A 26,858-nucleotide genomic window follows, 5' to 3' on the forward strand; every position below is an offset into this window, starting at 1 on the left:
GCCCGAAAAATGTACTCATTCGACTATCAACGGCCGAACGAAGCGAAGGCGGCGGTCGGCGCGCTCGGCGCGAACGGCGACGCGAAGTTTCTCGCGGGCGGCCAGAGCCTGCTGCCGACGATGCGCCTGCGCCTCGCGCAGCCGTCGGCGCTGATCGACGTGACGCGCATCGCGTCGATGAAAGGCGTCACGCTCGATGGCGGCACGCTCACCATCGGCGGCGCGGTCTGCCATGCGGAGGTCGCATCGAACGCCGACGTGAAGAAGGCGCTGCCTGGCCTGGCGGACCTTGCGGGGCGCATCGGCGACCGGCAGGTGCGCGAGCGCGGCACGATCGGCGGCTCGCTCGCGAACGACGATCCGGCGGCGTGCTATCCGTCCGCCGTGCTCGCGCTGAACGCGACCGTCGTGACGGACAGAAGGCGCATCGGCGCGGACGATTTCTTCATCGACATGTACACGACCGCGCTCGAACCCGACGAGTTGATCACCGCCGTCGAGTTCCCGCTCGCCGAGCGTGCGGGCTACGAGAAGTTTCGCAATCCGGCGTCGCACTTCGCGCTCGTCGGCGTGTTAGTCGCGAAGTTCGGAGACGGCGTGCGCGTCGGCGTGACGGGCGCGGCGTCTTCCGTATTTCGCCCGGCCGAGCTCGAAGCGGCGTTGTCGAAGGACTTTTCGGTCGCATCGGCGCGGGGCGTCAGGATCCTGCCCGACGAGCTGAACTCGGACATGCACGCGAGCGCCGAATATCGCGCGCATCTGATTCCGGTGCTCGCGGGCCGCGCGATCGAGCGCGCGATGTCCTTCTGATCGCGATGCAGGGCGAGCCCGGCTCCATCGACGACACGCTCGCGCGGTTGCGCGAGCATCGGTACTTCGCGAACCGCGAGCTCGCGACGGCGCTCTTTCTCGCGCTCAGGATGCAGCGGCCGCTGTTTCTCGAAGGCGAGCCGGGCGTCGGCAAGACCGAGCTCGCGAAAGCGGCGGCGGGCGTGTGCGGCACCACGCTGTTGCGTCTGCAATGCTACGAAGGACTCGATACTGCCAGCGCGCTCTACGAATGGGACTATCCGCGGCAGATCATGGCGCTGCGGCTCGCGGAGGCCGCGGGTGAGACGCCTTCGAACGATTCGCTGTATCGCGGCGAGTTCTTGCTAAAGCGTCCGTTGCTTCAGGCGCTGCTGCCCGATCCCGCGAACCCCGATGCGCGCCGCGTTTTGCTGATCGACGAGATCGACCGCGCCGACGAGCCGTTCGAAGCGTTTCTGCTCGAATTGCTGTCGGATTTTCAGGTATCGATTCCGGAATACGGCACCGTGCGGGCGGCGCGGCCGCCGCTCGTCGTAATGACATCGAACCGCACGCGCGAAGTCCACGATGCGCTGAAGCGCCGCTGTCTCTATCAATGGATCGGTTATCCGGAGCGCGACGTCGAACTCGCGATCGTCGCGGCGCGCGCGCCGGAAGCAGGGCAGGATTTGCAGAAGCGCGCCGTCGCGTTCGTGCACGCGCTGCGCACGCTGGATCTGTTCAAGGCGCCGGGCGTCGCGGAAACGATCGACTGGTGCCGCGCGCTCGCGGCGTTGTCGGTGTCGGAACTCGATCCGCAATCGGTTCAGGACACGCTCGGCGTGCTGCTCAAGTATCAGGACGATCTCGCGCGCATGGACGCCGACACGCTCGCGCAATGCCTCTCCGCCACGCCATGACGATGGAACCCTTCGCCCGCAATGTCGTGCATTTCGTGAGGCTCCTGCGGGGCGCGGGTCTCGGCATGTCGCCCGCGCACGCGGTGGATGCGCTCGACGCGCTGCGTCTCGTCGATCTGAATCGCCGCGACGACGTGCGCGCGACGCTCGCGTGCCTTCTCGTTCACGCGAGTGACGAGCGCGACATCTTCGACGCCGCATTCGATCTCTTTTGGCGCGATCCCGACTGGGAAGGCAAGCTGCGCGCACTATTGCTGCCGAAGGTGAAGGGCGGCCTGCCGCCGCCGAAGCGCAACAACCGTCTAGCCGATGCATTGGCGACGCGCGCCGCGGCATCGAAAGCGCAGGTGTCGGAATCGAAACCCGAAGAGGCGCACGCGCGCATCACGTTCAGCTCGCAGGAACGCCTGAGTCATCGCGACTTCGATACGCTCAGCGCCGACGAATGGCGCACGCTGCGGCATCAGATCCGCGCGCACCGGATGCCGCTCGCGACCGAGCCGACGCGCAGGCTGAAGGCGGCGTCGCGCGGCACGCACGCCGACCTCAAGGCGAGCGCGCGCCATGCCGTCCGCTCGGGCGGCGACTGGACCGTGTGGAAGTATCGCGCGGCGGTCGAGCGCAGGCCGCCGCTCGTCTTGCTGCTCGACATTTCCGGATCGATGAGCGCGTACTCGCGTGCCGTGCTCTATTTCTGTCACGCGCTATTGCAGTCGCGCGAACGTCTCCAGGTATTCTTGTTCGGCACGCGCCTGACCAATGCGACGCGCGCATTGCGCGAACGCGATCCCGATGTCGCCATCGCGACGCTCGGGGCACAGGTGGCGGACTGGTCGGGCGGCACGCGCATCGGCGCGGCGCTCGCGGAGTTCAATCGACGCTGGGCCCGCCGTGTGCTGGCCGGTCGGGCGACGGTGCTGCTCGTCACCGATGGCCTCGATCACGAAGCCATCGACGTGCTCGATGCCGAGATGCAACGGCTCAGACGCTTCGCGCATCGGCTCGTGTGGCTCAATCCGCTGTTGCGCTTCGCCGATTTCACGCCGCGCGCGCGAGGCGTGCGCGCGATCCTGCCGCACGTCGATGCGATGCTCGCGGCCCATAACCTCGACAGCCTCGCCGCTGTGGGCCGCGAACTCGCCGTCCTGTCGCAACACAAGCCCTTGGGAGGCCCGCGATGGAACTGACCGAAACACACACGTTACCCGTGCCTCAGGCGCGCGCGTGGGAAGCGCTCAACGACACGTCGATGCTGAAGGTCTGCATTCCCGGCTGCGACAGCATCGACGCCGACGGCGAGAACGCCTACAACGTCGCGATGACCGCGTCGGTCGGGCCGGTTAAGGCGCGCTTCAAGGGCAGAATGGAGCTCACGAATATCGACGCCCCGCATACTTACACGATCGTGTTCGAAGGGCAGGGCGGCGCGGCCGGCTTCAGCAAGGGCAGCGCGACCGTGAACCTCGAACCCGGCGACGAAGCCGACACGACGAAGCTCAGCTACAGTGCGCACGCGCAGGTCGGCGGCAAGCTCGCGCAAATCGGCTCGCGGCTTGTCGACGGCGCGGCGCGTAAGATTGCGGGTGAATTCTTCAAGCGGTTCAGCGCGCAGTTGCAGGGCGGGCAGGAATCGCAGGGTGCAGGCGCCGCCGACGAAAACGGCGGAGAAGTGCAGGAAGGGCAGGAGAAAGGAAAGAAATCATGGACAGCGTGGATCTCGAAGTCCTGAAGAGCAGCGCGCGATGGCTCGAAGAGGGGCATCGCGTGTTGCTCGTGACGGTGGTGAAGACGTGGGGTTCGTCGCCGAGGCCCGAGGGCGCGATGCTCGCCGTGCGCGGCGATGGTCACGTCGTCGGCTCGGTGTCGGGCGGATGCATCGAGGACGATCTCATCGACCGCGTGCGGCAACGGGGCATCGAGCAGACGAAGCCGGAGGCGGTGAAGTACGGCATCAGCGCGGAAGAGGCGCACCGGTTCGGCTTGCCGTGCGGCGGCACGATCCAGCTCGTGCTGGAACCTTTGACGATGTCGAGCGGCATTGCCGAACTGTGCGCGGCGGTGGGAAGCGGCAGGCTCGTCGCGCGCACGCTCGACATGGCGACGGGCGATGTGCACCTCGAACCCGCGCAAGCCACCGACGGCGTGCTTTTCGACGACGCGCGGCTTCTGACGATTCACGGCCCGCGCTACCGGATGCTGGTGATCGGCGCGGGGCAGTTGTCGCAGTATCTGTGCAGCATCGCGGTCGGGCTGGACTATCAGGTCACCGTCTGCGATCCGCGCGAGGAATATACGGAAGAGTGGAACGTGCCGGGTACGACGATCGTGCGCACCATGCCCGACGACACCGTCATGGACATGAAGCTCGACGAGCGCTGCGCGGTGATCGCGCTCACGCACGATCCCAAGCTCGACGATCTCGCGTTGATGGAAGCCTTGAAGACACCCGCGTTCTATGTCGGCGCGCTCGGTTCGCGGCGCAATAACGCGGCACGTCGCGAGCGCCTCAAGGAGTTCGATCTCAGCGAGGCCGAACTCGCGCGGCTGCATGGACCGGTGGGCATCTACATTGGCAGCAGGACGCCGCCGGAGATTGCCGTGTCGATTCTCGCGGAGGTCACGGCGGCGAAGAACGGCGTGTCGTTGCCGGAGCTGTTGCAGGTCGAAGGCGCGAAGGCGGCGCGCGAGGTAGCGGGGAGAGGCGAAGTGTGCGGCGTCTGAGCGCGCCGCAATGACTACGAAATCCTGACGATGCGTCCTTGGTCCGCATCTCTCGTTTGCGTGGCCGGATAGGCTGACGCGAAGCCTTTCCCTCCTTGGCTCGAAGTCTGCATCGAATGCCCGGGGAGGTTTTGATCGGCGATGTGCTGCCGGGCGGAATGCCGCTCAAGATTTTCTGAGCGGCGTCCGATGTGCTGACGATCGCGGTGCTGGGGAGCGGCCTTTATCTGTGGCTCACGCGGCATAACCCGGGGAAGGGAAAGCGCGCCGCGTAGCCGGAAGTCACATCAACCCGCAAACAATCGCCGCGATCAACGATGCCGCGACGATCACCACGCCCGCCGTTCGCTTCTTGTTCAACTCGGTCCACAGCAACACGCCGGTCAGCGAAAGAAGAACGATGCTGCCCGCAAACGTGTCGATGAGCAGCACCCAGCCCACGCTCAGGCCCACGCCCTTGTGCAGGTTGGTCATCATCGCGAGGACGGTGTTTTCCGTGCGTTTCACCGACACGAAGTTGTTGCCCACCCAGTACTCGGCCATCACGCTGCCGCCGGGAGATGCCACCATCACCGACCATTGCTCCGGCTGCATGGTGCTCCTGTCGCCCCAGCCGACCGGATGCGCCGGCTCGCGGCGCGTGCGCCCGAGGTTGCCATCGAGCTTCAATTCCTTCTTCAGCCACGCGCCCATGTCGCGCGGCGTCTTGAAGCCTTCGGCGGGCAGCGGCATCTGCATCTGCGAAACCTGCGGCTCGCCCGTGGAAATGCGCAGCGGCGGCGCGCGGTGATTCAGCAGAAAGCCCGTCATGCCGAACAGCAGGCCGAGCAGCGCGCCCCACAAGCCGATCCAGCCGTGCACCTTGCGCAGCCACTTCAGAAACGTCGAGCGGCGCGAGCGGTTCTTGCGCGCGAATTGCTCGGCATCGTCGATGAGGCGTCCATGCGGGCGATAGTGCGTCGGGCCGCTCGTCGCGGGCGGCTGCGGATTGAGGGTGTCAGGCGCGTTCACGCGTCTCTCCAGATCGGGCGTTAGCAGGCAAAGCCGCGCCCCGATCGGCTATACGCGAACGAACGCGCGGCGATCGACGAAAGGCGGGCAAATGAGAATTGTTATCATTACACGCAGCAAAGCGCTTTTCAATGCTTTGCGATTGCCTGACAGTGCGCGAATGTCACGAAAAATTTCAGACGGGCCAGAGCGGCCCTTCCTGCATCGCGCCGACTTGCTCGCGCAATTCGAGGATGCGGTCTTCCCAATAGCGTTGCGTGTTGAACCAGGGAAAGGCGGCCGGAAACGCGGGATCGTTCCAGCGGCGCGCGAGCCACGCGGAGTAGTGGATCAGCCGGAGCGTGCGCAAGGCTTCCACCAGATGCAGCTCACGCTGATCGAACTCGCAGAAATCTTCGTAGCCGGCGAGCAGATCCGTGAGCGCGCGCGATGCGTCCGCGCGTCCGGCGGGCAACAGCAGCCATAAATCCTGAATCGCCGGACCCATTCGGCTATCGTCGAAATCGACGAAATGGGGGCCCGCGTCGGTCCAGAGCACGTTGCTCGGATGACAGTCGCCGTGCAGACGCAGATGCCGCACGTCGCCCGCGCGGTCGAAGCATTGCGCGACGCCTTCGAGCGCCATCGATACGACGGTTTCCCAGGCTTCGCGCACATCGGCGGGGATGAAGCCATGCGTCAGCAGAAAATCGCGCGGTTCGTAGCCGAACGTCTCGATATCGAGCGTGGGCCGCTCGCGATAAGACTCGAGTCCGCCCACCGCGTGAATGCGCCCGATGAAGCGCCCGAGCCATTCGAGCGTATCGGTGTGGTCGAGATCGGGCGCGCGTCCGCCGCGGCGCTCGAAAACCGAGAAGCGGAAACCGTCGAATTCGTGCAGCGTCGCGCCTTCGAGCACGCGCGCCGGCACCGCCGGAATCTCGCGTTCGACGAGACTGGCGACGAATGCATGTTCTTCGAGGATCGCCGTATTCGACCAGCGTTCCGGACGATAAAACTTCGCGACGACCGGCGCGCCGTCTTCGACGCCCACCTGATAGACGCGGTTCTCGTAGCTGTTGAGCGGCAGCAGGCGGCCGTCGGTGCGTGTGCCCACGGGGATCAGCACGCTGTCCAGCGCATCGAGCACGCGCTCGGGCGTGAGGCCGGCGAAGGGCGGCGCGTCATCGGCAGGCGCGCCTTGGGAATCGGGATCGATTGGGTTCATCCCGGCATTGTGCCGCGCCTTCGCGCGGGCGGCATCATTACATCAACGATGCGGCGCCGTTCAATGAACGACCGTGTTCGACGGGCGCACGACATCGCCCGTATCGATCAGGTCTTCGAGGAAGAACGGCTCCGTATTGAGCAGCTTGGTCACGCCGGGCTCGCCCGCGTACCAGGCGACCATCGCCATGTCACCGAGAATGCGCATGACGATGCCGCGCGCACCCTGAGGCACGGCAATATGCACGGAGCGGACAATCGAACCGATTTGCATGATGAATCCCCGTTTCAACGCCGGCTGAGGATGAAACGCCGGTCATATATTTCACCAAGCACAGGCTTTTCACGGCTCGTGCACCAGACAATCGCCGCGTCTTTGTTGCGGGAAGCGCGACATGCGCGGCTTTCATGAACGATTGTGCTCTTACTTTAGCGCATCGCGATGCGTCGGCGCGACGCCATTTGGCTCGTTATGTTGCCGATCGCAGACGACTCGCAGTAATTACTCGGTGATCGTCGCCGAAGAGCGTGTGTCGTATTAGGCAAAACCCTAGGGATCGGCGTATCGTCGAGAGTTTTTCAGCGGAGACTTCATTCGTGAATGCTGCACCGGCGCCCGAGCGCCCGAACGCCGACGATAATGCCAACCGCGCCGCCGACGCCGCGCCGTATCTCGAACGCGGCTCGCGCGCCTACTGGCGTGCATCGCTTGCGCTGCTGTTCGCCGGCTACGCGACTTTCTCGCTGCTGTATTGCGTGCAGCCGTTGCTTCCCGAGTTCACGAAGGCATTCGGCGTCAGTCCGGCTGTCAGCGCGCTTGCGGTGTCGGTGAGCACGGCGGCGCTCGCGATTGCCATCTTCATCGCGGGATTCGTCTCGGAAAGCTGGAGCCGCCACCGTTTGATGACGCTTTCGCTGCTTGCATCGTCGGTGTTGACGGTCATCGCCGCGGTGCTGCCCGATTGGCACGCGCTACTCGTGGTGCGCGCACTCGAAGGCATCGCGCTCGGCGGCGTGCCCGCCGTCGCGATGGCGTATCTCGCGGAGGAAGTGCATCCGGAAGGCCTCGGTCTCGCGATGGGTTTGTATGTCGGCGGGACTGCAATCGGCGGGATGGCGGGGCGTGTGATCAGCGGCATCCTCGCGGACCTGTTCGGCTGGCGCGTCGCGATCGGCGGCATCGGGCTGCTGGGTGTGCTCGCCACGCTCGCATTCCGTTCGCTCCTGCCGCCGTCGCGGCGGTTCAAGCCTCGGCGCGGCGTCGGGTTCGCGCATCATCGGCGCTCGCTTGCCGGCCATTTGAGGCACGGCGGCTTGCCGTTTCTGTTCCTCATCGGCTTCGTGCTGATGGGCAGTTTCGTCACGCTCTACAACTACGTCGGTTACCGGCTGCTCGGCGCGCCGTTTCAACTGAATCAGACGCAGATCGGCGCGATCTTCACCGTGTATCTCACGGGCGTCGTCGCGTCGCCGTGGTCCGGCAAGATGGCCGATGTCTTCGGACGCGGCCGCGTGCTGATCGCGAGTCTCTTCCTGATGATGCTCGGCATTGCGCTGACGCTGTCGAACGCGCTGCCGGTAATCATCGCCGGTATCGCGTGCCTGACGTTCGGCTTCTTCGCCGGCCACGCGGTCGCGAGCGGCTGGGTCGGGCGGCTCGCAGCGCAGGCCAAAGGACAGGCGGCGGCGCTCTATCTGCTCGCGTATTACATCGGATCGAGCCTGATCGGATCGTACGGCGGCCACTTCTGGACCGAGTTCGGATGGACGGGCGTGGCCGGGCTGATCGGCGGATTGCTGCTCGTCGGACTGGCGGGCGCGACGTACCTGAACCGGCGCGAGCGCGCGTCGGTCGCGTGAGTCGAAAGCCGGTTGAAAAGAAGCGAAGCTAAGGGTTTTCCGTGTTTGCTTAAAAACGGGCGCGCGTCAAGCCTTGTCAGGCAAGGCTTTCGTGCATCGCTCGGGTTTCCCATCGCACGAAGATCACCGACGCCTTTGACTTGAGCGGCCTATACTCGAATCGTCGATGCAGCTTCTCACCGCGCGACGATCAAAGCCAGAAGCAAGACGAAGGGAGACGCACTATGACGTACTTCACGATCGGCGACTTCATCCTGATCATCCCGATGGCGCTCGCTGGCGCGCTGTTCCTTGGGGCCATTCCCTGCGCGACGCATTTCAAGAACAACGTCCTGCGTGTATTCGGTGCGCTGCTCGGTGTGCTCGCCGCCTTTCTTCTCGTCGAAGGCTTGCCCGCGCTGATATAACGAGCGCCCCGTGCGGGCGCGCTCGCTCATGCAGTTTGCTTTTACAGATGCTCGCCGAGGAAGGTCAGCGTGCGCCCGTGCGCGAGCGCTGACGCCCGGGCGTTGTACGACGCGCGATCGCCGCAGTTGAAACCGTGGTCGGCTTGCGGGTAGACGTACAGCGCCGAATCCTTGCGGCCGGCGAACTTCTGGCGCACGGCATCCACCGCATCGGGCGGAATGTGCGCGTCGAGTTCGCCGTAGTGGAACTGCATCGGCACTTTGACCTGATCGGCTTTATCGAGCGCATTCTGAATGCCGCCGCCGTAGTAGGCCACCGCCAGATCGACGGAACCCTGCGCCGCCGCGAGATACGCGAGCCGGCCGCCGAAGCAATAGCCGATCGCGGCGATCTTGCCCGTCACCTCGGGCAGCGCGCCCAGCGCATCCGCGGCCGCGCCGACATCGGCGACAGCGGCGTCGAGCTTGGTCTTTTGCAGCAGTTCCATCGCCTTTTCGCGATCCGCGCCTTCGTAGCCCAGCTCGACGCGCGGCTGCGTGCGCCAGAAGACGTCGGGCGCGAGCGCGACATAGCCATCGGCGGCGTATTGATCGGCGACGCTGCGTATGTGGCCGTTCACGCCGAAGATCTCCTGCAGGATGATCACGGCAGGCCCGGTGCCTGTCCTGGGTAGCGCGAGATAGCCCTGGAAGCTGTCGCCATCGGCCGGGATGTCGATCCAGCGGGAAGTCACGGGTACGGTCACGTCGATACTCCTTGCGTATGTGAAAAGGTTGGCCGGGTGAGTTTGCCAGCTTTCCCTTTCAGTCGCCCTGACCGTCCGCCCTGCGCTTGGCACGCCGTTTGACGCGCAGCCGGTTTTTAGAGCCTCCGATCTAAACGCAAGCTAAAAAGAAGCTTTAAAAGAACAGGCTAATGATGACGGCCGGCAGGGATTATCGGTGCGTGCCAGTCGAACTTGAATGACAGTCAAACCTTTGCGCGCCGATGTCGCGCAAACCCGCATGCACAGGGCGTCTTCGCGCGAACACCACCACAAACGGCGGCGCATCACAACTGGCCGTTAATTGGTAGTGACACCACTATCTTAAAAAACTTCCCTAAATTAATTTGACAACCCTACACTTGCGCGCAGTGCGGATGGCGGCTGCCACGAACGGCCTGCCGGAAGGACTTGCCAAGTGCATGACGATGCATCCGGCGTGGTCGTCCACGGGACTGAGCGATCGTGATGAAAGACGGGGCACAGGGCGATTACGTTGTTTTTGGGACCGAAACTGGAGACTTACATGAACACCAAGCTTCACAAACTGTTGCCGATCAGCGCTGCAGCCGTGCTGTTCGCTACGTTGGCAACGTCCGCAGCAGCCGACCAGGTCGTCAAGATCGGTCACGTCGCTCCGCTGACCGGCGGCATTGCTCACCTGGGCAAGGATAACGAAAACGGCGCGCGGCTCGCAGTCGAAGAGATCAACGCCAAGGGTCTCACGATCGGCGGCCAGAAGATCACGCTGGAACTCGACGCGCAGGACGACGCAGCCGACCCGCGCACCGCCACGCAGGTGGCGCAGAAGCTGGTCGATGACAAGGTCGTCGGCGTCGTCGGTCACTTGAACTCCGGTACGTCTATTCCGGCTTCGAAGATTTACAGCGACGCGGGCATCGTCCAGATCTCCCCGTCGGCGACGAACCCGACCTACACGCAGCAAGGCTTCAAGACGACGTATCGCGTCGTCGCGACCGATGCGCAGCAAGGCCCGGCGCTCGCCAACTACGCGGCGAAGAGCCTGAAGGTGAAGACGGTTGCCGTGGTCGACGATTCGACCGCTTACGGCCAGGGTCTCGCGAACGAATTCGAGAAGACCGCCAAGTCGCTCGGCCTCAAGGTGATCTCGCATGACGCGACCAACGACAAGGCTGTCGACTTCCGCGCCATTCTGACCAAGATCAAGGGCGAAAACCCCGACGCCGTGATGTACGGCGGCATGGACGCGACCGGCGGCCCGTTCGCCAAGCAAGCCAAGCAGCTCGGCCTGCGCGCGAAGGTTCTCGCGGGCGACGGCGTCTGTACCGAAAAGCTGTCGGATCTGGCCGGCGACGCGACCGACAACGTCGTGTGCTCGGAAGCGGGCATGGCGCTCGAGAAGATGGACGGCGGCAAGCAGTTCGCGGACAAGTTCCAGAAGCGCTTCGGCCAGCCGATCCAGATCTACGCGCCGTTCACGTATGACGCGGTGTACATCATCGTCGACGCGATGAAGCGCGCCAACTCGACCGATCCGGCCAAGATCGTCGCCGCGATGCCGAATACGGACTACAAGGGCGTGATCGGCCAGACGACCTTCGATTCGAAGGGCGATCTGAAGCACGGCGTGATCTCGCTGTACAACTACAAGGGCGGCAAGAAGACGCTGCTCGACGTCGTGAAGATGTAATCGACGCGGGACTTCGGTCTCGGAAAGCGCGCGGAGCCGAAAGGCCCGCGCGCTTTATATTTTCCAGCGCTTCAGAATGCGCGGCCCGATGACCGTGATGATCAGGCAGCACGCCGCCACGACGCACAGGCCGGTCGGCAGCGTGCTGATCTGCGCGACCCCGCCGATCAGCACCGGCCCGAGCAGCAAGCCGAAGTACGCGAGGCCCGCGACCTGCGCGAGTCCTTCGGCCGCGGTGACGCCTTCGACGCGCGCCGCCGCCGCGAACAGCACAGGCATCATGTTCGCGAGACCGAGGCCCATCAGCGTGAATCCGGTCATCGTGGCGATGGTGTTCGGCAACACGAGCGCCATCACCATGCCGATGAACGCGAGACCCGCGCTTCCGAAGATCAGTTGCGGCGCACCGAAACGCGCGCGCACCGCGTCGCCGCCGAAGCGCCCGGCCGCCATGCCGCCGGAGAACGCCGCGTAGGCCGCGCTCGACACCGACGGCGTGGCCTCGACGACATCGCGCATATAGACGGTGGCCCAGTCGTACATCGCGCCTTCCGCGATCAGCGCAATCAGCGCCAGGCCGCCGAGCGCCCACAGCGCGCCCGAGCGCCAGCGGTTCGACGACGACGCCTTTGCGTGCTCGTCGTGATGAGGAACATGCGGTAACACGGCGGGCATCGAAACGAGCAGGACGATGAGGCTCACGCCCGATGCGAGCGCGAGATGTGCGGCGGGTGAGAGCCCGTGCGCGAGCAGCGCGCCGCCGACTGCCGCGCCCGCCATCCCGCCGATGCTGAACATGCCGTGCAGCGACGACATGATCGGGCGCCCCAATGCCTGTTCGACCGCGCTCGCTTCGGCGTTCATCGCGACATCGAGCGTCGCCATGCCGAAGCCGAAGATCGCAAGCACGATCAGGAGCAGCCAATACGAAGGCGTCACCAGGATCAGCGAGCCGCAGAGCATCATCGTGATGCCGCCCGCCAGGCAGGCGGTGCGCGTGCCGGCACGCGCGATCCACGATCCGGCCGTGAGCATCGCAAAGATCGAACCGCCCGCGACGGCGAGCAGTGCAAACGACAGCATGCCCGGGCTGAGCGCGAACTTGTCGCGCACGGTCGGCACGTGCACGCCCCACGACGCGTACATCATGCCCGCGATGAAGAAGACGGCCATCGTCGCGTAGCGTGCACGGACGCGCGTGGCATGCGGAAGGCTGCGATGCAGCGCGAGCGTCGGATTGATTTCGCAGGCGGCGGAGGCGGTAGTCGAGTCGGACACGAGAGGAACCGTTTTGAAGGTTGCGCGAAACGAGAGCGTGACCGGGCATGATGCCATCGGACGCGAAGGCTTTCGATTCTATCGAACGGCCAGGCGACACGCTGGGATGCGCTGCATTACCATCGTTCGACGAATCGACGAACGAACGAGACCTGCATGAACATTCCACCGCAAGCGCCGCTTCATTTGCTGCATCGCATGTCCGAAGGCACGCTCGCCACGCATTCGCGCGAGCCGCGCGGCTTTCCCTATCCGACAGCGCTGCCGTTCGCGCCGACCGCTCGTCACGTGCCGATGCTGCTGATCAGCCATCTTGCCGAGCACACGCGCAATCTTCACGCCGATGCGCGCGCCGGGTTTCTGGTCGCACATCCGGCGGACGGCGGCGTGCTGGACGGTCAACGCCTGACGATGCTCGGCAGCTTCGCGCCCGCGAGCCCGGAGGAGGGCGCCGAACTCGCGCGCCGTTATCTGCGGTATCACCCGGATGCGGCGCGTTATCTGGAACTCGGCGATTTCTCTTTCTGGGTGATGTCGGTGGAACGCATGCGGTATATCGGCGGATTCGGCGCGATGGGATGGCTCGCCGGCGAAGAACTCGATGCGCTGCCACCGGTTAGCGCGGCAGACGAATCGTCGTTATGGGAATATTTTGATGCTTTCGCGGGCCGCCCGGAGAATCTCCGCTTATTGGGGGTGGACCGGTACGGCTGCGATTTGCTGCTTACCGGTACGCGCAATCGTTTTACATTCGATTACCCGAAACAGACGAACGAGGAATTGAAAGCGGCGCTAAAGGATTGTTTCGAGCGGCAACGCGACATTTCACAGCGATAAATCCGGCTTGTTGCGGCCCGATTTCGCGGCGATCGCACAGACTGGCTCAATGAACCGGGTAAATTGTCATCTCATGAAACTTTGCGGCTGACTTTATCGTCGTTGTTTTCATCGGATGCCACGCTGCCGGCGGCAGGTCAAAGGAGCGGGTTTTTTACACCAGATCATCAGCCGCGCCAAACTTCGGAATTTTCGGCAAATGTTACGAAGAAAGTTGCGAAACTTTTTATTAAGTGGCGATTCGCACATGCCGCGTTAAAGAGAACTGTGTTAATCTGCGTGCCAGCCGAGGCTATACTGATAACTGAAAGCGAGCGCGTTGATTCGCAAGCCAGCAAACCACTTAGGGAATTGCCATGCCGTCATACAAGGAACTCCTCGCACAACGCGAGTCTCTCGAACGCCAGATTGAAGAAGCCAAGTCGCGCGAATACGCCGAAGTGCTTAATGAGATCAAGCAGAAAATGGCGGATTACGGGATCACGCTTCAGGAACTGGCTGGCGGTCGGGGTGCTAAAGGTACGAAGGCGGCGCGCAGCCGTTCTGGTGTGGCGCCGAAATATCGTGATCCCGAAAGCGGCAGCACGTGGTCCGGTCGCGGCAAGCCGCCGAAGTGGATCGCCGGACAGGATCGGGACAGCTTCCTCATCGGCAAATAAGCGCTGAGCAGGATCGTGCCTGAAAAGCCGCGTCTCGACACGCGGCTTTTTTATTTCGCAGTTGCATAAACGGCCTCTTCGGTCACTTATTCTGCACGCAGCCGGCGTGTTCAAGGCCGATTCCGGACTATTGTCGTTGACGCATAAAAGCGTCGCGACGCACCGCTGATAAAATAGGAATCTGAAAAGGCCCGAGTACACCGAGCATAATTACATGCCGCTTTCAACAACGCACGCTGCGGAAAAGCAGGAGGTTGCCCGAAGAACCACCTGGACGAGCATCGCGGTAAATAGCGGGCTTACCGCAGCGCAACTCGTCGTGGGCTTTGTTGCGCACTCACAGGCACTGATTGCGGATGGCGTTCATTCGCTTGCCGACATCGTGTCGGATTTTCTCGTGTTGATTGCGAACAAGCACGCAGGCGCGGCCCCGGACGTCGATCATAACTACGGGCATAGCCGGTATGAAACCGTGGCGTCATTATTCCTCGGCGGATTACTCGTCGCGGTGGGCGTCGGAATGCTATGGCGCGCAGGCGCGCGAATCGTCAACCTTCAGGATATTCCGCCGGTAAAGGTCGGCGCGCTGGCTGTTGCGATAATCGTGCTCCTTTCCAAGGAAGCGCTCTTTCGCTATATGCTGCGGGCGGCTGAACGGGTGCGCTCCTCGATGCTCGTCGCAAATGCGTGGCACGCGCGATCCGATGCCGCTTCTTCGCTGGTTGTCGCGCTTGGGATAATCGGCAGTCTGGCCGGATTCCGCATTTTGGACCCGATCGCCGCTGCGCTCGTCGGTTTCATGATCGGCAAGATGGGATGGACGTTTGCGTGGGACGCATTACAAGACCTTTCCGATCGCGCGCTCGATCAAACGACTACCGAGGATTTGCGAACTATTCTGCTGGCCACGCCCGGCGTGCGTGAGGTCCATGAGTTCCGCACACGCAAAATGGGCGATCTCGCCATCGTCGATGCGCACATTCTGGTCGATCCGCTCATCTCGGTTTCGGAAGGCCACTACATCGCCGAATCGGCGCGCGCGAACATGCTGGCCGACACGCGGGTCATCGACGCACTCATTCATGTCGACCCCGAACTCGATGAACTCAATCCGCTGCCGGGCAACTTTCCGTTGCGTTCAACCGTCAGCGACGCTGTGCGGGCGGCGTTCGCACAACACGGAATGCCCGTCGAGAGCTTGAACCTGCATTACCTGAGCAGCGGCTTCAATGTCGATGTCATGCTGCCCGCGCCAGGCGCGCCGGACACCGCAGCGAAACTGGAGTCGATCGATTTCGACGCGCTCAGGCGCAAGATCGGAGCGCGTGAGATTCACATCGCACAAGCGCTGGATTACGCGCCCGCCTCGGCGACGAAGCGCGCGATCGATACGCCACGCTAAAACGCCGCTCAGAGCGGCAATTGCGTGTCGAACTTGATTTCGCGAAGCACCACGCTCGTTCGCACTTGCGCGACGGCGGGAATCTTGAAGATGCGATCGTGCAGGAACGCGTCATACGCCTTGATATCCGGCGCAACGATCTTGAGGATGTAATCGGATTCGCCGGTCGTGCTATAGCACTCGGTGACTTCCGGACAAGTGGCGATTTCCCGCTCGAACTGCTCGACGCCGCCTTCGGTGTGACGCGTGAGATGGATATGCGCGAGCGCGCAGACGTGAAGGCCGAGTTTCTCGCGGTCGAGCAGCGCCGTATAGCGCTGAATGACGCCCGATTGCTCCATATCCTTGATGCGGCGCCAGCACGGCGTGCTCGACAAGCCGACCTGGTCGGAAATTTCCTGAACGGAGCGTCGTGCGTCCAGTTGCAGAAGACGCAGGATTTTTTGTGAGAATGTATCGAGAGTCAACTGCGCCTCCGTTCGGTCGCGATTTGACTCTCATGGTAGAGGCGCCAGAAAAGAAACGCAATGCAAGGCGCCCGCACTGAGGGAGTTTCCCTAACTCACTGGCCTGACTGCGCGGTTTTACCTTCGGCATCGCCGCTCGGTTCGGCCGATGTCCGAGCCATCGCGGCCTGCGATGCCCGCAGCTCCGCAAGCATGTTGCAAAAGAGGGCGCCTTGCTCGATCGCGTCGTCGAGTGCGACGTGCGTGTGCGGCAGCTCATCGAACCAATGCTTCGGCAGACGCGGCTTGATTGCCTTGCGATACGGCAGGCCGGTCATCGCGAAGGCGAGCGTCTTGATATCGAGCGCGGACCACGAGAACGGGCAGCGCTCGGCAAAGCGCATCATGTACCAGAACATATACGTGAAGTCGAAGCCCGCCGGATACGCGACGAACACCGGCTTGCCCGGCAGCGCCTCCACCCATTCGACATAAGCCGGCAGCGCGATCTCCGGCTTCTGTAAATCCTTGCGGCACGCGGCCCACGCGTCCGGCTGCGTTTTCCACCATGCGGCCTGGACCGGATGGGGCGCCGCGCCTTCCAGCGTTTCGAGATTGGCCGAAAAAGTGCCGATGAGTTGCTTGTCGGCCGTGAACGCTGCCGAGGCGAAGCTCAGCATGGAATGCGGTCCGGGAATCGGGCCATCGGCTTCGACGTCGGTGCTGACGTAGATTTCGGGAATCGCGTTCACGCTGTCACTCCGTCGCGCACGAACGGGTTGGTGCGCCGTTCTTCGCCGAAAGTCGATGCCGGGCCGTGACCGGGCACGAACGTGACCTCGTCGCCGAGCGGCCACAGCTTCTCGCGGATCGAGCGGATAAGTTCAGCGTGATTGCCACGCGGAAAATCCGTGCGTCCGACGGAACCGGCGAACAGCACATCGCCGACGAACGCGAGCTTGTGCTCACGGCTGAAGAACACGACGTGGCCCGGCGTGTGACCCGGGCAGAAATAAACTTCCATCGACTCGTTGCCGAATTGCACGGTGTCGCCGTCGACCAGCCAGCGTTCCGGTGTGAACGCTTCCGCGCTCGAGAAGCCGAAGCGCTGAGTCTGCGCGGGCAACTGGTCGATCCAGAACGCGTCTTCACGGTGCGGTCCTTCAATTTGTACGCCGTAATGGTCGGCGAGCGCCTTTGCTCCGCCGCAGTGATCGAGGTGGCCGTGCGTCAGGAGAATCTTGTCGACGGTCAGGCCCTGCCGTTCTACTTCCTCGATGATGCGTTCGATGTCACCGCCCGGGTCCACGACAGCGGCGCGCCGCGTCGCGTCGCAGATCACGATCGAGCAGTTCTGCTGAAAGGGCGTCACGGGAACGAGAATGACTTTCATATGACTGTCGTCGGTACGCGCAGGACTGTAAAAACGTCCATTGTACCGGTGCCAGAACGCATGCAATGGTGATGCTGAAAGCACTTGGGAATCCGCCGCAAACTGGCAATTCTTACGGTCATAGCGAAAATCAATGACCAAATGTTGGGTCCGGCGGGACGAACCGCTGTTTTTTTGTATAATGGCAGTACTTGTGCATGGACTTAACCATGCCGTCAATAGGCGAAGGTTGAAACGCTAGTGCGTTTTTACAATCGCTGTCAGTACGCTGTTCCGGGGCCAAAAGCCTCGCAATTGCAACTCAAGCACCTCGAGTAGGTGCACACGTCTTGTCCGGCCAGACGCCGCGCGTCTGTCTGATGGTTTTTGCAGCCATCATGCCGGATGGGGCCTACGCCGCCGTTCCTGCGCTCATAAGGGTTTTCAGCGCACGAATTGATGCCAAGTTCGATGGCGGCTTGTGGGGTCTGGTCAGGCTGCCGGGGACAGGTTGCGCCAGACGTGAACAATAACCGGGCGTTTGCGGCACGAGTGCGCCGCATCCGAGCACAGTTTCGCCGTTCGCTTGACCGAGCGGCGTTCTGCTTTGCACGGCAAAGCCTCGAGCAGCCATGCGCGCGCCGACCAGCGCAGCGCGGTTGCTCCTTTTATCGTAAACACGTCTATGAATGCTCGATTTATTCGACATGTCGGAAGCCTGCTAGCAGTTGGTGTGCTGGCCGGTTGCGCCGCGCCGGGTTCGGGCGATGTTGCAGCCAATCCTCAGAAGACAGACTCTCTGAGCACGAGCAATGCCCGCTCGACGGCGCCGCTCGCGTTCGATTCCCATCTTTCCACCCTGCCGGCCGACAAGCCGGCCCAGGCTCAGTCGCTTTCGAGCGCCGAGCCGATCACGACCGGCCCGGACGCCGGCAGCTTCGAACAGAAGGGCAAGGCATCGTGGTACGGCCGCATGTTCCATGGCCGCAAGACGGCGAGCGGCGAGAAGTTCAACATGAACGCGATGACCGCGGCGCACCGCACGTTGCCGCTGGCGTCGTGGGTGCGCGTGACGAACGAGTCCAACCACAAGACGGTGGTCGTGAAGATCAACGACCGCGGTCCGTATGTGCGCGGGCGCGTGATCGACTTGTCGTACGCTGCCGCGGCGGTGCTCGGCATGCGCGGCGCCGGCACGCAGAAGGTGAAGATCGAAGGTCTCACGCAGCAGGAAGCCCGTGCGGCGCGCGAAGAGCAGGCGCAATCGCTTGCCGACGACAACGTGAACTGATCTCACGCCGCGCCTTGCAGAACCGGACGGGCCGTCTCGCGACGGCCCGTTTTCATTCGTCTGCGCTTTCGTGCCGCTTTGCCAGCTTGAGCGCGCGCTCGTACAGCGCGTTGCGCGATGCGCCCGTCAACGTCGCGGCGATGCGCGCCGCACTCTTCACCGACAACTCTTCCAGCAGCGTCGCGAGCAGTGCGTCGTGCGCGTCGTCGGCGTCTTGCGCTTCGGGCGCGCCTTCCACCACCAGAACGAATTCCCCGCGCTGACGATTCGCATCGGCTTCCAGCCACGCTGGCCCTTCGGCCAAGGTGCAGCGATGCAGGCTCTCGTGTAATTTCGTCAGTTCACGGGCGATCAGCAGTTGCCTCTCGCCGCCGAGCGTCTCGCCGAGCGCGCGCGTCGTCTCCACGATGCGATGCGGCGCTTCGTAGAACACCAGCGCCATCGGATGATTCGCGAGCGTGCGCAATTGCGTGGCGCGCTGCTTCGGCTTCGTCGGCAGGAAGCCGATGAACGAGAAGCCGCTTACCCACGCGCCCGCCGCGGAGAGCGCCGTCGTCAGCGCGCTCGCGCCAGGCAGTGGAATGACCGGCAGCCCGGCTTCGCGCACGGCGTCGACGAGACGCGCGCCGGGATCGGAAATGCCGGGCGTGCCGGCGTCGGATACGCACGCGATGCGCTCGCCGTTCCTGAGATGCTCGATCACGCGTTCGGCGGCCGCGCGCTCGTTGTGCTCGTGCACGGCGATCGAGGGCTTCGAGATGCCGTAGCGCGCGAGCAGTTGCGCGGTGTTGCGCGTGTCTTCGGCCGCGATGCGATCCGCGAGTTGCAACACATGCAGCGCCCGCACGGTGATGTCCGCCGCGTTGCCGATCGGCGTTGCGACGACGTAGAGCGCGCTTGTCGGATAGTGCTGCCCGGCGGCGAGTTCGGAGATCTGGAGCATGAGCGCGGGCGTTGAAGGAAAGGACGTCATTTTGCCACGCGCGATTAGCATGGCCCGCCGACAACTTTTAGGGAGGAGCCTTGTCCAAAACGCTCGGCGATGTTTTCGAGTCGCGTGCGCTGGAATTTCTGCAGCGGCAGCGCATGCGCCTCGTCGCGCGCAATGTGACGTGCCGGGGCGGCGAGATCGATCTTGTGATGCTCGATGCTTGTGGCGCGCTCGTGTTCGTCGAAGTTCGGGCGAGGAAGAGCAGGCGCTACGCGAATGCAGCCGCGAGTGTCGATGCGAGAAAGCGTGTGCGCCTCGTGCACGCCGCCCAGCATTTCCTCGCGACCTGGCGCGGCGCGTTGCCGGCGTGCCGCTTCGATGTCGTCGCGTTCGATGCGGGTCGCGTGCATTGGCTGCCCGATGCGTTTCGCGCCGACGAGGCATGAGCGAGGTTCGTTGCATGATGCATGCGGTAAACTGCGCAACAACCGACGCTTTGAGCGTTCAAGCCACATACCGCCGCGCGCCGCGGCCGATGATCGAGAGTCGATGTCAGTCGAACGTATTCAACAGCAATTCCGCGACAGCGCGGCACTCAAACTCGAAGCACTCGATGCGCTGGCGGTTCCGATCGCGGCGGCTGTCGACACGCTTTTCGGCGCACTTGCCAACGGTAACAAGATTCTCGTCTGCGGCAACGGCGGCTCGGCTGCCGATGCGCAACGCTTCGCCGCGCAGTTGATCGGCCGCTTCGAGCGCGAGCGCCCTGGCTTGCCGGCCATCGCGTTGACGACTGATACATCGATCATCACGGCCATCGGCAACGACTATGCGTTCGAGCAGATCTTCTCGAACCAGGTCCGCGCGCTCGGTCAATCGGGCGATGTGCTGCTCGCGATCAGCACGTCGGGCAACTCGGTCAACGTGCTCGCGGCGATTCAGGAAGCGCATGACCGCGAGATGATCGTGATTGCCTTGTCCGGCAAGGGCGGGGGTGCGATGTCCGACGTACTTGCCGAAACCGATATTCACATCTGCGTGCCGTCCGATCGAACGGCGCGCATCCAGGAAGTCCATCTGCTGACCATTCACTGTCTGTGCGACGGCATCGATGCGATGTTGCTCGGCGACGACTGAAACTGAAAGGGGGAACGGAGTTGATGAACAAGACACGCGTCAAGGCGACGCTGGCCCAAGCCACGCTCGTGGTGAGCATGTTGTCGGGAGTCGCATTGACGTTGCAGGGCTGCGCGCTCGCGGTCGTCGGCGCGGCGGCTGGCGGCACGTTGATCGCCACGGATCGCCGCACGCTCGGTGCGCAGACCGAAGACCGCGAGATTCAGGTGAAGGCGCTTTCGCGGATCAACGAGAACCTGCCCGATACGGCGCATGTCAACGTGACCGTGTTCAACCGGCGCGTGCTGCTGACCGGTGAGGTGCCCGACGAAGCGTCGAAGCAGAAGGCCGAGGCCGTCGTGCGCGATATCAATAACGTGGGCAGCATCGTCAACGAACTGTCGATTCAGGGCGCGAGTTCGATCTCGTCGCGTGCGAACGACTCCTATCTCGAAACCCGTGTGAAGACCGCGATGGTCGGCGAAAAGGACTTGCGCGCGAATTACTACAAGGTGGTGTGTGAGCGCAGCGTCGTCTATCTGATGGGTCTCGTCACGCCGGACGAGGGCGCGCATGGCGCCGATGTCACCGCGCGCGTGCCGGGCGTGGAGCAGGTCGTGAAGGTGTTCCAGTACATCAAGCCTGAAGAGGCGCGAGCGCTGGAGGCCGCGGCCGCATCCGATGCGAGCGCGGTGTCGGCGGCAAGCTCGCCCGCTGCCGCTGACGCGACGGTCGGCACGGTGCCCGATTCGGGCGTGACGTCGCGTCCGCTCGATATGCAGTCGCCCGCGCCGGTGAAGAACTCAGACGTGCATCCGGGCAATCCTAACCGGGCTCCCGCGGCGAAATGAGTATGGTGCGTGTGATTTTCGGCGCGGTGATCGTCGCCGCGTCTTTTGGTGTGTCTGCCGCAGAGCAGTCCGTGTCATCCGCGAGTGCCATCGTGATCGCGCGAAGCAATGCGTGCATGGGGTGTCATGCGATCGATCGCAAGCTTGTGGGTCCGTCGTTTCAGCAGGTCGCCGAGAAGTACAAGGGCGATCCGCAGGCGAGCGCGAAGCTCGAGAAGAAGGTGAAGAATGGCGGCGCAGGCGTGTGGGGGTCCATTCCGATGCCATCGCATCCCCGGATGAACGATACGGATATCAAGGCAGTCGTCGGATGGATCCTGGCGGGAGCGCCGGAGAAGTAGGCGCGAGTGGAATCGTCCGAAGGCTTGCCTGTGGGCGATTTGGCTGTGATACAATCTGCGTTCGTTGGGGGGGTAGCTCAGCTGGGAGAGCGTCGCGTTCGCAATGCGAAGGTCGGGAGTTCGATCCTCCTCCTCTCCACCACGAATTCTCTTTAAAACCAGTCGCTTAGGCTGGTTTTTTCTTTTGCGCCACTTCCCTCGTCGTTCGGTTTGACACCTCGCCGGGTGACATGAGGGTGACAGGCGGTCCTGTCTGCCTCGGAGGATGACATGGGGCCTCTCACGGGTCAACCTCGAAGCTCTCGTCAGCGTCGCTCCTTCTTTTTGCGTTTGTCTTGCGTACATTCCTGCTCATCGTCATCGAGGTAGCCAATCGAGGGACACCGCTTCACTAGTGCACAAGGTGTCCGAGGCCGCGCGAATCGTAGCTCGGATGCGTGTCCAAGGACGAACCGGTTCGCCACCGTTTTCGGACAGCTTCGTCCCGGTCTTGATCAGACGGGATTCAACAGGGGCTTTACGCCGAAGATCAACCCTGATCGTATATGCATCTCGAATTCATAGGCTCGTTTGCTTGAATCGACAATCGCAAACTGGTAGTGAAAGTTCGAGCGTATGTAAGACTTGGTCAAACGGTCTAGAGTGTTCTCCCCAGACGCAAATTTCCGCAACTCGTCCAGACCCAAGCTCGGCAAGACCAGTCGATTGGCGACGTATACACAAAATTGGTCGCCGCTTAATCGTCCGGATGCGTGACTGTCCAGTCGAGTAACAAGTCCGTATCTCGACCTTCCCGCAACCTGCGCTTTTTCGATTTCCCTGCCCGACATTCCAGCATAGATGAAGGTGTCGCCATGCCAAATAGCGTACACGCCTGCAGCCACTGCCGGGATACCGGTATTGGGCCAATCGGAAAATCGGTATCGACGAGAGAAGTTTTCAATAACTAGATTTTGAACCGGCATAATTGCCCAACCGCCCTCGATCCTACGCTTCGAGCCAACCGCCAAAATTCATAGACTATATGCGAATCTTCGCGGTCCATGTCGTTTTCTCTACCTCAACTGCGACCGTAAAATTAGCTGTCTCACTCACTGTAATCGGTATGGATCGTTTGAAGTTCAAAGGGGGCGGTGTTCCACTCGACGGCCCATTGTCTGTGGCGCTGAACGAGGACGGCACATCCACGGTCGATCACTGATGTGTCTCTGAGATATTCGATCTGATGTCCGGTTGCACCGTCAGTCCGGGCGCATGGCATTACGATGACGTGGATCGAATCGCCGCGTCGGGTGGTAAATGAATCAACGACCCGATGCAGCTCTGCAAGCTTCTCCGATTTCTCCGCTTCCTTACCCTTATTCCAACCTTGATAAATGAGGAGGACCGCTACGACAGCAATAATCGATTTTGTACGGGTTCGCATATAGAGCGTTGGGCGAGACTGCGTATGAATCAATTGATGGAGATAGAGGTCGCCGAGGCATGCATACCCATCCACCATTGCTCCCTTGATGGTAACGCAAGCATTGGGCCGTCGCTTCGCCCTGTTCCTAAAAAGAGATGCCAAATACCGAGGCATGCAAAAGTAAATGCGATCGTAGCTATGGTCGCGCACGCAGAAAGCACAATTTGGAATCTGTCATGGCCTTCCCCGACATTATGCAGAAAAAGAGAAGCTGTCAGAGCCCCGAGATGGGTATCGCTGACCGTTGGAGCTCTACTTCGCGTCATCGGCTCATTTAGCCACGAGCAATTATCGACTCGTTGAGCGCGGCAATGATTCGGTCAATAGCGCCCTTATCGTCGCTCTGAGTGGCGCGAGATTCGCCTGATGCGCTATGAATAACCACGTAGTGAGTGTCTTTCTCCTTCACAGCCACTGCGACCCCAGCACAGAGCAAGAGGAACCCTATGACCTTCCAGCCGCCATCGCCTAGGAAGAAGATTGTGACGCCAAGGACCGCCAGCAAGAACCCCGGTACGCGATTGGCCGGTTTGATTTCCCGCTTCACCGACGTTACGCCACTCATTGCGTAGGTCTGCGCAGGCGTGATGAATCGGGCGTTCGTGACCCGCATCCCGTTCTCGTCTAGGAAAACTCTCTCATCCATTGTTTTTCTCGCGGTAGTATCGAGCGATGAAGGGCCGCTCGTTCGATGCGTTAACGGCAATGTCAGCCCAGACTTTAGGTGTATTGGTTACGTAGGCTCGGGAGCCAGTGACAGCTCCTACTATCGAACGAGCTGGCTTCTTCTTAATACTTTGATCCGAATATGACACGCACGAGATTGCTATGACAAGAACACGACGAGTGACACTCCAATCGTCGGACCGGTTCGCAACGCCCAACCTTCATGTCGAATGCGCCTTGCTCGGCAAATCGCACGCGTTTCGCTATCGAGATGCGACTGTCATCATCACACTTCCGACCCGCGATCAGGCCACTGAATCGCATGACGAGGGGTCTCGGGCATATCTTGACGGGTATGTGCTCGAATACGGTGCAGATATTGCTCGCACTGCTGGAATAAATACGGTTGATGTAGTGGTCCAGCAGGGAGAGGCGATCGACGTGCCGATTGAAATATTCGCTCGGCAGCCTAAGGCAGTAGACTTGCTTTCAGCACCCCAGCAACAACGGCTAGACGATATCGTGACAGCCTCAACGGATATTGCAAGCAACGCCTTCGAGTACTGGCTTTCGTTACTCCGATGGAAAACTAACAATTTCCGAATTGGCAGGCGCGAACCCCTCGACAACCAAAGCGGGTGGTCGACCTATTTACACGACACTGAAACACATCACCCCATCTGGGCCGCGACAATATTTCTTAACGTCAACTTTAGTAGCGCAATAACCGAGAATGTGTGGGAGGAGGTCCGTTCTACTGCCGAAAGGGCAGAGGAAACGCCTATATTTTATAAACTACTTGATGATGCTCATGAGTCTCACAACCGGCGTGAATTTCGGCGTTCCATAATCGATGCAGCCATCGCTTGCGAGGTATTTATGCGGAGTCTAGTTATGAACAAAGTTCCTTTGGAACTTGACGCCGATATGCGCCAGATGCTGGAAGAGGCCAACATAAATCAATATCTCAGAAAGTTCGTTCCAAACCTACTCGCCGAAAAGCGGCGAACTGTATTCAAGGCATTAGTGAACGACCACTTGAACTCTCTCTTCGATGTGAGAAACAAAATCATGCACATGGCGAGAGAAGACCGGGCCACCGCCGAGAACTGCATTCGGTTCATTAAGGCTACTCAGACCTTGTTCGAGATCGGGAAGACATACGAATAACCGCGCATAACTGACGCTTTGAGCCAATGGACAACGCGAACAGTGGCGAAGGCGCGAGCGGAGAATGAAACAAAGCATCTCACCACCAGTTTGAGCCCTGCGCCGTGGCCTCCCATACTGTTTTCAGGGTGCGAGCATTGCGGCCCTCTCAGTTCGATCTGCCTCTGTTTTGGGGTGGCCTTTTTCTTTCGCGGAGCCATAGGACTAAAAGCCCCAAGTTGGATGGGGTCCTTGTCGCCTGGTCGATGAATTCGGCGAGGCTCACTCTCATGCACAGGGTCACAACAAAACAACGAGGTCGAGTCTTTAGCCCTCTTTTGGAAGGTGGGTGTCCATGGGGTGCGATGGGGTACCTTGGTTACGGAGTTCGAAAATAAAATGAAGCTCCAGCCTTTAGCGATACCAACACGCCGCCATTCCTTCCTTTGTCAGCTAACAATGGTCGTCGAACGATGGTGGATGCTTTGTGTCTACTGGCCCCTTTGCTTCACGGTAGCCTAGCTCACAAGGTATACCGTTAGAGCCAAGCAACGGTGCAGCTAAAAACCTAGCTCATAATGTTGACTGTATTGTGAGCTACCCGTAGAATTGAGCCATCTACTTAATGAGCCACGGGGAGCTAACAGTGAAGACGGTCTACTACGGTCGTATTTCGACAACGGAAGGTCAAACGAGCGCCAGCCAATACGATGATGCGAAGGCCCATCACGTGGATAAGCGCCATGTGCATGTTGACGAGGGCGTGTCTGGCTACCACGTAGCGCCTTCTGATCGTCCCGAGTGGAAGCGTGTGATGGACAAGCTCTCCGATGGGGGTGTGCTGTACGTGCGTTGGTTAGACCGTATCAGCCGCCGATACGATGAGCTTGCGGCCACAATGCGGCAACTTATGGACATGGGTGTGAAGGTGATCTGCACGATGAACAGCATGGAGTTCGATGGAACAGCTACCGATGCCATCAGCAAGGCGACCAGAGACGCTGTACTGGCTTTCATGTGTGCTCAGGGTGAGGCTGATTACCTGAACCGGAAGGAAATGCAGAAGCGAGGCATTGAGGCCGCTAGGGAACGGGGTCAGCAGCTCGGAGCACCGCGGAAGGCTGAGGCTGTAGAGGTGCAGGCTTGGCGAGTCGAGAATGGAGCCAGCATTGCGGCCACGGCTGCTCACTTCGGTCTGTCTGTGGCGACGATCAAGCGCTACTGTGCTGAGGTGGGAGCCCAAGCCTAAACGATTCGAAATGTAAAATCAGATATAAGACATTGATTTTAAACGATATTTGGATGATATAAAGCGAGGTGGGGGACGCCCCTTCCAACGAAGCAGACGGGCTTCGCTCTCATGTTCCCTGAGTTTCTCTCGTAGTCTTTGAGACCACGCAACGGCCTCCTCGTTCTCTGCAGAAGACTACGGTGCTCGCACAATGTGAGAGTTGAGTGACGCCCACAGCTCGTTTTCTGTTTGTCACCGGCAACGACATTCGCGGCGAACCCAGTCATCCCAGCGATACCCACTCATCCCGGCGATTCCCCTCACGCTCCATTAATGTTGCCTTTCGCCGTAAAGGAGCCGGGTGTTTTCGGCGTAATGGCGCCAGAGAAAGGCCCTGTTTCGGGGCTCGAACGGGGATCAAGAATCCTTGTTTTTACCTCCTTTCGCAAGTGCTGATTTGTTGCTCTCGG

General features: G+C 61.5%; 29 protein-coding genes and 1 tRNA gene. 19 read left to right on the forward strand and 11 right to left on the reverse strand.

Annotated elements, in window-relative coordinates; all coding sequences use genetic code 11:
- Positions 1–9: 9 nt before the first annotated feature.
- From NCT32_RS13995 to NCT32_RS14015, 5 genes are read left to right on the forward strand one after another with little or no spacing between them, the layout of a single operon-like run.
- Positions 10–810 carry a xanthine dehydrogenase family protein subunit M gene (locus NCT32_RS13995; RefSeq protein WP_250490413.1) on the forward strand — a complete coding sequence of 267 codons (801 nt, stop codon included), beginning with the start codon at positions 10–12 and terminating at the stop codon, positions 808–810.
- A 5-nt stretch (positions 811–815) separates the two neighbouring features.
- Positions 816–1,709: a MoxR family ATPase gene (locus NCT32_RS14000; RefSeq protein WP_250477245.1), complete on the forward strand. Its 894-nt coding sequence runs from the start codon at positions 816–818 to the stop codon at positions 1,707–1,709.
- A gap of 2 nt (positions 1,710–1,711) precedes the next feature.
- Positions 1,712–2,896, forward strand: coding sequence for a VWA domain-containing protein (locus NCT32_RS14005; RefSeq protein ID WP_250490414.1), 1,185 nt, complete (start codon positions 1,712–1,714; stop codon positions 2,894–2,896).
- Complete coding sequence (locus NCT32_RS14010; protein WP_061116661.1) at positions 2,887–3,438, forward strand: CoxG family protein; 552 nt, start codon at positions 2,887–2,889, stop codon at positions 3,436–3,438. The genes NCT32_RS14005 and NCT32_RS14010 overlap by 10 nt, the downstream gene beginning before the upstream one ends.
- Positions 3,411–4,430, forward strand: coding sequence for an XdhC family protein (locus NCT32_RS14015; RefSeq protein ID WP_250477247.1), 1,020 nt, complete (start codon positions 3,411–3,413; stop codon positions 4,428–4,430). Before NCT32_RS14010 ends, NCT32_RS14015 begins: the two co-directional genes overlap by 28 nt.
- A 282-nt stretch (positions 4,431–4,712) precedes the next feature.
- Here the strand turns inward: NCT32_RS14015 and NCT32_RS14020 are convergent, their stop codons facing one another.
- The 3 genes from NCT32_RS14020 to NCT32_RS14030 all read right to left on the reverse strand — a co-directional run bounded on the left by NCT32_RS14020 (position 4,713) and on the right by NCT32_RS14030 (position 6,921).
- Entirely contained in the window at positions 4,713–5,441 is a 729-nt protein-coding gene (locus tag NCT32_RS14020) for a PepSY-associated TM helix domain-containing protein (RefSeq protein ID WP_061116663.1), read from the reverse strand.
- A gap of 175 nt (positions 5,442–5,616) precedes the next feature.
- A complete protein-coding gene (locus NCT32_RS14025; RefSeq protein WP_061116664.1) occupies positions 5,617–6,648 on the reverse strand; it encodes a serine/threonine protein kinase in 1,032 nt (343 codons plus the stop codon).
- A gap of 60 nt (positions 6,649–6,708) precedes the next feature.
- On the reverse strand, positions 6,709–6,921 hold the full coding sequence (locus NCT32_RS14030; RefSeq protein ID WP_008352308.1) for a hypothetical protein: 213 nt from the start codon (positions 6,919–6,921) through the stop codon (positions 6,709–6,711).
- Positions 6,922–7,244: 323 nt separating this feature from the next.
- Here NCT32_RS14030 and NCT32_RS14035 point away from each other — a divergent pair, with 323 nt between their 5' ends.
- Both NCT32_RS14035 and NCT32_RS14040 read left to right on the forward strand, forming a co-directional pair.
- Positions 7,245–8,507: an MFS transporter gene (locus NCT32_RS14035; protein ID WP_250477248.1), complete on the forward strand. Its 1,263-nt coding sequence runs from the start codon at positions 7,245–7,247 to the stop codon at positions 8,505–8,507.
- Between the two features lie 224 nt (positions 8,508–8,731).
- Positions 8,732–8,914 carry a hypothetical protein gene (locus NCT32_RS14040; protein ID WP_041730863.1) on the forward strand — a complete coding sequence of 61 codons (183 nt, stop codon included), beginning with the start codon at positions 8,732–8,734 and terminating at the stop codon, positions 8,912–8,914.
- A 41-nt stretch (positions 8,915–8,955) separates the two neighbouring features.
- Here NCT32_RS14040 and NCT32_RS14045 read toward each other — a convergent pair whose 3' ends face one another.
- Positions 8,956–9,660 (reverse strand): dienelactone hydrolase family protein, encoded by a 705-nt coding sequence (locus tag NCT32_RS14045; RefSeq protein ID WP_250477249.1) that lies wholly within the window; start codon positions 9,658–9,660, stop codon positions 8,956–8,958.
- A gap of 544 nt (positions 9,661–10,204) precedes the next feature.
- Here NCT32_RS14045 and NCT32_RS14050 point away from each other — a divergent pair.
- The gene (locus NCT32_RS14050; RefSeq protein ID WP_250477250.1) at positions 10,205–11,350 is read left to right on the forward strand and encodes a branched-chain amino acid ABC transporter substrate-binding protein; all 1,146 of its coding nucleotides are present in this window, start codon (positions 10,205–10,207) and stop codon (positions 11,348–11,350) included.
- Between the two features lie 54 nt (positions 11,351–11,404).
- Here the strand turns inward: NCT32_RS14050 and NCT32_RS14055 are convergent, their stop codons facing one another.
- Positions 11,405–12,628 (reverse strand): MFS transporter, encoded by a 1,224-nt coding sequence (locus NCT32_RS14055; protein WP_250477251.1) that lies wholly within the window; start codon positions 12,626–12,628, stop codon positions 11,405–11,407.
- A 156-nt stretch (positions 12,629–12,784) separates the two neighbouring features.
- Between NCT32_RS14055 and NCT32_RS14060 the strand changes: the two genes are divergently transcribed.
- From NCT32_RS14060 to NCT32_RS14070, 3 genes are all read left to right on the forward strand, one after another.
- Complete coding sequence (locus tag NCT32_RS14060; protein ID WP_250477252.1) at positions 12,785–13,465, forward strand: HugZ family protein; 681 nt, start codon at positions 12,785–12,787, stop codon at positions 13,463–13,465.
- 356 nt (positions 13,466–13,821) lie between these two features.
- Positions 13,822–14,124: an H-NS family nucleoid-associated regulatory protein gene (locus tag NCT32_RS14065; RefSeq protein ID WP_061116669.1), complete on the forward strand. Its 303-nt coding sequence runs from the start codon at positions 13,822–13,824 to the stop codon at positions 14,122–14,124.
- 214 nt (positions 14,125–14,338) lie between these two features.
- Positions 14,339–15,526: a cation diffusion facilitator family transporter gene (locus NCT32_RS14070; RefSeq protein WP_061116670.1), complete on the forward strand. Its 1,188-nt coding sequence runs from the start codon at positions 14,339–14,341 to the stop codon at positions 15,524–15,526.
- Between the two features lie 8 nt (positions 15,527–15,534).
- Here the strand turns inward: NCT32_RS14070 and NCT32_RS14075 are convergent, their stop codons facing one another.
- The 3 genes from NCT32_RS14075 to NCT32_RS14085 form a co-directional block, all read right to left on the reverse strand.
- Positions 15,535–15,993 carry an Lrp/AsnC family transcriptional regulator gene (locus NCT32_RS14075; RefSeq protein ID WP_008352298.1) on the reverse strand — a complete coding sequence of 153 codons (459 nt, stop codon included), beginning with the start codon at positions 15,991–15,993 and terminating at the stop codon, positions 15,535–15,537.
- A gap of 95 nt (positions 15,994–16,088) precedes the next feature.
- Positions 16,089–16,724 carry a hypothetical protein gene (locus NCT32_RS14080; protein ID WP_061116671.1) on the reverse strand — a complete coding sequence of 212 codons (636 nt, stop codon included), beginning with the start codon at positions 16,722–16,724 and terminating at the stop codon, positions 16,089–16,091.
- Positions 16,721–17,365 carry an MBL fold metallo-hydrolase gene (locus NCT32_RS14085; protein WP_061116672.1) on the reverse strand — a complete coding sequence of 215 codons (645 nt, stop codon included), beginning with the start codon at positions 17,363–17,365 and terminating at the stop codon, positions 16,721–16,723. Before NCT32_RS14085 ends, NCT32_RS14080 begins: the two co-directional genes overlap by 4 nt.
- A 664-nt stretch (positions 17,366–18,029) precedes the next feature.
- Here NCT32_RS14085 and NCT32_RS14090 point away from each other — a divergent pair.
- Positions 18,030–18,635: a septal ring lytic transglycosylase RlpA family protein gene (locus NCT32_RS14090; protein ID WP_061116673.1), complete on the forward strand. Its 606-nt coding sequence runs from the start codon at positions 18,030–18,032 to the stop codon at positions 18,633–18,635.
- 52 nt (positions 18,636–18,687) lie between these two features.
- Here the strand turns inward: NCT32_RS14090 and rsmI are convergent, their stop codons facing one another.
- The gene (gene rsmI, locus NCT32_RS14095) at positions 18,688–19,578 is read right to left on the reverse strand and encodes a 16S rRNA (cytidine(1402)-2'-O)-methyltransferase (protein ID WP_061116919.1); all 891 of its coding nucleotides are present in this window, start codon (positions 19,576–19,578) and stop codon (positions 18,688–18,690) included.
- A gap of 80 nt (positions 19,579–19,658) precedes the next feature.
- Between rsmI and NCT32_RS14100 the strand changes: the two genes are divergently transcribed.
- From NCT32_RS14100 to NCT32_RS14120, 5 genes are all read left to right on the forward strand, one after another.
- Entirely contained in the window at positions 19,659–20,012 is a 354-nt protein-coding gene (locus NCT32_RS14100; RefSeq protein ID WP_061116674.1) for a YraN family protein, read from the forward strand.
- Between the two features lie 103 nt (positions 20,013–20,115).
- Positions 20,116–20,703: a phosphoheptose isomerase gene (locus NCT32_RS14105; protein WP_061116675.1), complete on the forward strand. Its 588-nt coding sequence runs from the start codon at positions 20,116–20,118 to the stop codon at positions 20,701–20,703.
- A gap of 23 nt (positions 20,704–20,726) precedes the next feature.
- Positions 20,727–21,533, forward strand: a complete 807-nt coding sequence (locus NCT32_RS14110; protein WP_061116920.1) for a BON domain-containing protein — start codon at positions 20,727–20,729, stop codon at positions 21,531–21,533.
- The gene (locus NCT32_RS14115) at positions 21,530–21,874 is read left to right on the forward strand and encodes a c-type cytochrome (protein WP_061116676.1); all 345 of its coding nucleotides are present in this window, start codon (positions 21,530–21,532) and stop codon (positions 21,872–21,874) included. Before NCT32_RS14110 ends, NCT32_RS14115 begins: the two co-directional genes overlap by 4 nt.
- 66 nt (positions 21,875–21,940) lie before the next feature.
- A tRNA-Ala gene (locus tag NCT32_RS14120) sits at positions 21,941–22,016 on the forward strand.
- Positions 22,017–22,961: 945 nt separating this feature from the next.
- On the opposite strand, the gene NCT32_RS14125 is transcribed toward NCT32_RS14120, so the two are convergent.
- Both NCT32_RS14125 and NCT32_RS14130 read right to left on the reverse strand, forming a co-directional pair.
- A complete protein-coding gene (locus NCT32_RS14125; protein WP_250490415.1) occupies positions 22,962–23,378 on the reverse strand; it encodes a hypothetical protein in 417 nt (138 codons plus the stop codon).
- A gap of 238 nt (positions 23,379–23,616) precedes the next feature.
- Positions 23,617–23,988, reverse strand: coding sequence for a DUF6232 family protein (locus NCT32_RS14130; protein WP_250490416.1), 372 nt, complete (start codon positions 23,986–23,988; stop codon positions 23,617–23,619).
- 257 nt (positions 23,989–24,245) lie between these two features.
- Here NCT32_RS14130 and NCT32_RS14135 point away from each other — a divergent pair, with 257 nt between their 5' ends.
- Positions 24,246–25,178, forward strand: a complete 933-nt coding sequence (locus NCT32_RS14135; protein WP_250490417.1) for a hypothetical protein — start codon at positions 24,246–24,248, stop codon at positions 25,176–25,178.
- A gap of 625 nt (positions 25,179–25,803) precedes the next feature.
- Positions 25,804–26,406 (forward strand): recombinase family protein, encoded by a 603-nt coding sequence (locus NCT32_RS14140; protein WP_250477256.1) that lies wholly within the window; start codon positions 25,804–25,806, stop codon positions 26,404–26,406.
- Positions 26,407–26,858: the final 452 nt, after the last annotated feature.

It is taken from the genome of Caballeronia sp. INML2, from assembly GCF_023631365.1.
Taxonomy (GTDB): Bacteria; Pseudomonadota; Gammaproteobacteria; order Burkholderiales; family Burkholderiaceae; genus Caballeronia; species Caballeronia turbans.

Bases quoted from the DNA above. Each gene is read 5' to 3' on its own strand.
- NCT32_RS13995 (WP_250490413.1), top strand. From the start codon at position 10: ATGTACTCATTCGACTATCAACGGCCGAACGAAGCGAAGGCGGCGGTC.
- NCT32_RS14000 (WP_250477245.1), top strand. From the start codon at position 816: ATGCAGGGCGAGCCCGGCTCCATCGACGACACGCTCGCGCGGTTGCGC.
- NCT32_RS14005 (WP_250490414.1), top strand. From the start codon at position 1,712: ATGGAACCCTTCGCCCGCAATGTCGTGCATTTCGTGAGGCTCCTGCGG.
- NCT32_RS14010 (WP_061116661.1), top strand. From the start codon at position 2,887: ATGGAACTGACCGAAACACACACGTTACCCGTGCCTCAGGCGCGCGCG.
- NCT32_RS14015 (WP_250477247.1), top strand. From the start codon at position 3,411: ATGGACAGCGTGGATCTCGAAGTCCTGAAGAGCAGCGCGCGATGGCTC.
- NCT32_RS14025 (WP_061116664.1), bottom strand. From the start codon at position 6,648: ATGAACCCAATCGATCCCGATTCCCAAGGCGCGCCTGCCGATGACGCG.
- NCT32_RS14030 (WP_008352308.1), bottom strand. From the start codon at position 6,921: ATGCAAATCGGTTCGATTGTCCGCTCCGTGCATATTGCCGTGCCTCAG.
- NCT32_RS14040 (WP_041730863.1), top strand. From the start codon at position 8,732: ATGACGTACTTCACGATCGGCGACTTCATCCTGATCATCCCGATGGCG.
- NCT32_RS14050 (WP_250477250.1), top strand. From the start codon at position 10,205: ATGAACACCAAGCTTCACAAACTGTTGCCGATCAGCGCTGCAGCCGTG.
- NCT32_RS14060 (WP_250477252.1), top strand. From the start codon at position 12,785: ATGAACATTCCACCGCAAGCGCCGCTTCATTTGCTGCATCGCATGTCC.
- NCT32_RS14065 (WP_061116669.1), top strand. From the start codon at position 13,822: ATGCCGTCATACAAGGAACTCCTCGCACAACGCGAGTCTCTCGAACGC.
- NCT32_RS14070 (WP_061116670.1), top strand. From the start codon at position 14,339: ATGCCGCTTTCAACAACGCACGCTGCGGAAAAGCAGGAGGTTGCCCGA.
- NCT32_RS14085 (WP_061116672.1), bottom strand. From the start codon at position 17,365: ATGAAAGTCATTCTCGTTCCCGTGACGCCCTTTCAGCAGAACTGCTCG.
- NCT32_RS14090 (WP_061116673.1), top strand. From the start codon at position 18,030: ATGAATGCTCGATTTATTCGACATGTCGGAAGCCTGCTAGCAGTTGGT.
- rsmI (WP_061116919.1), bottom strand. From the start codon at position 19,578: ATGCTCCAGATCTCCGAACTCGCCGCCGGGCAGCACTATCCGACAAGC.
- NCT32_RS14105 (WP_061116675.1), top strand. From the start codon at position 20,116: ATGTCAGTCGAACGTATTCAACAGCAATTCCGCGACAGCGCGGCACTC.
- NCT32_RS14110 (WP_061116920.1), top strand. From the start codon at position 20,727: ATGAACAAGACACGCGTCAAGGCGACGCTGGCCCAAGCCACGCTCGTG.
- NCT32_RS14115 (WP_061116676.1), top strand. From the start codon at position 21,530: ATGAGTATGGTGCGTGTGATTTTCGGCGCGGTGATCGTCGCCGCGTCT.
- NCT32_RS14125 (WP_250490415.1), bottom strand. From the start codon at position 23,378: ATGGTGGATGGGTATGCATGCCTCGGCGACCTCTATCTCCATCAATTG.
- NCT32_RS14130 (WP_250490416.1), bottom strand. From the start codon at position 23,988: ATGGATGAGAGAGTTTTCCTAGACGAGAACGGGATGCGGGTCACGAAC.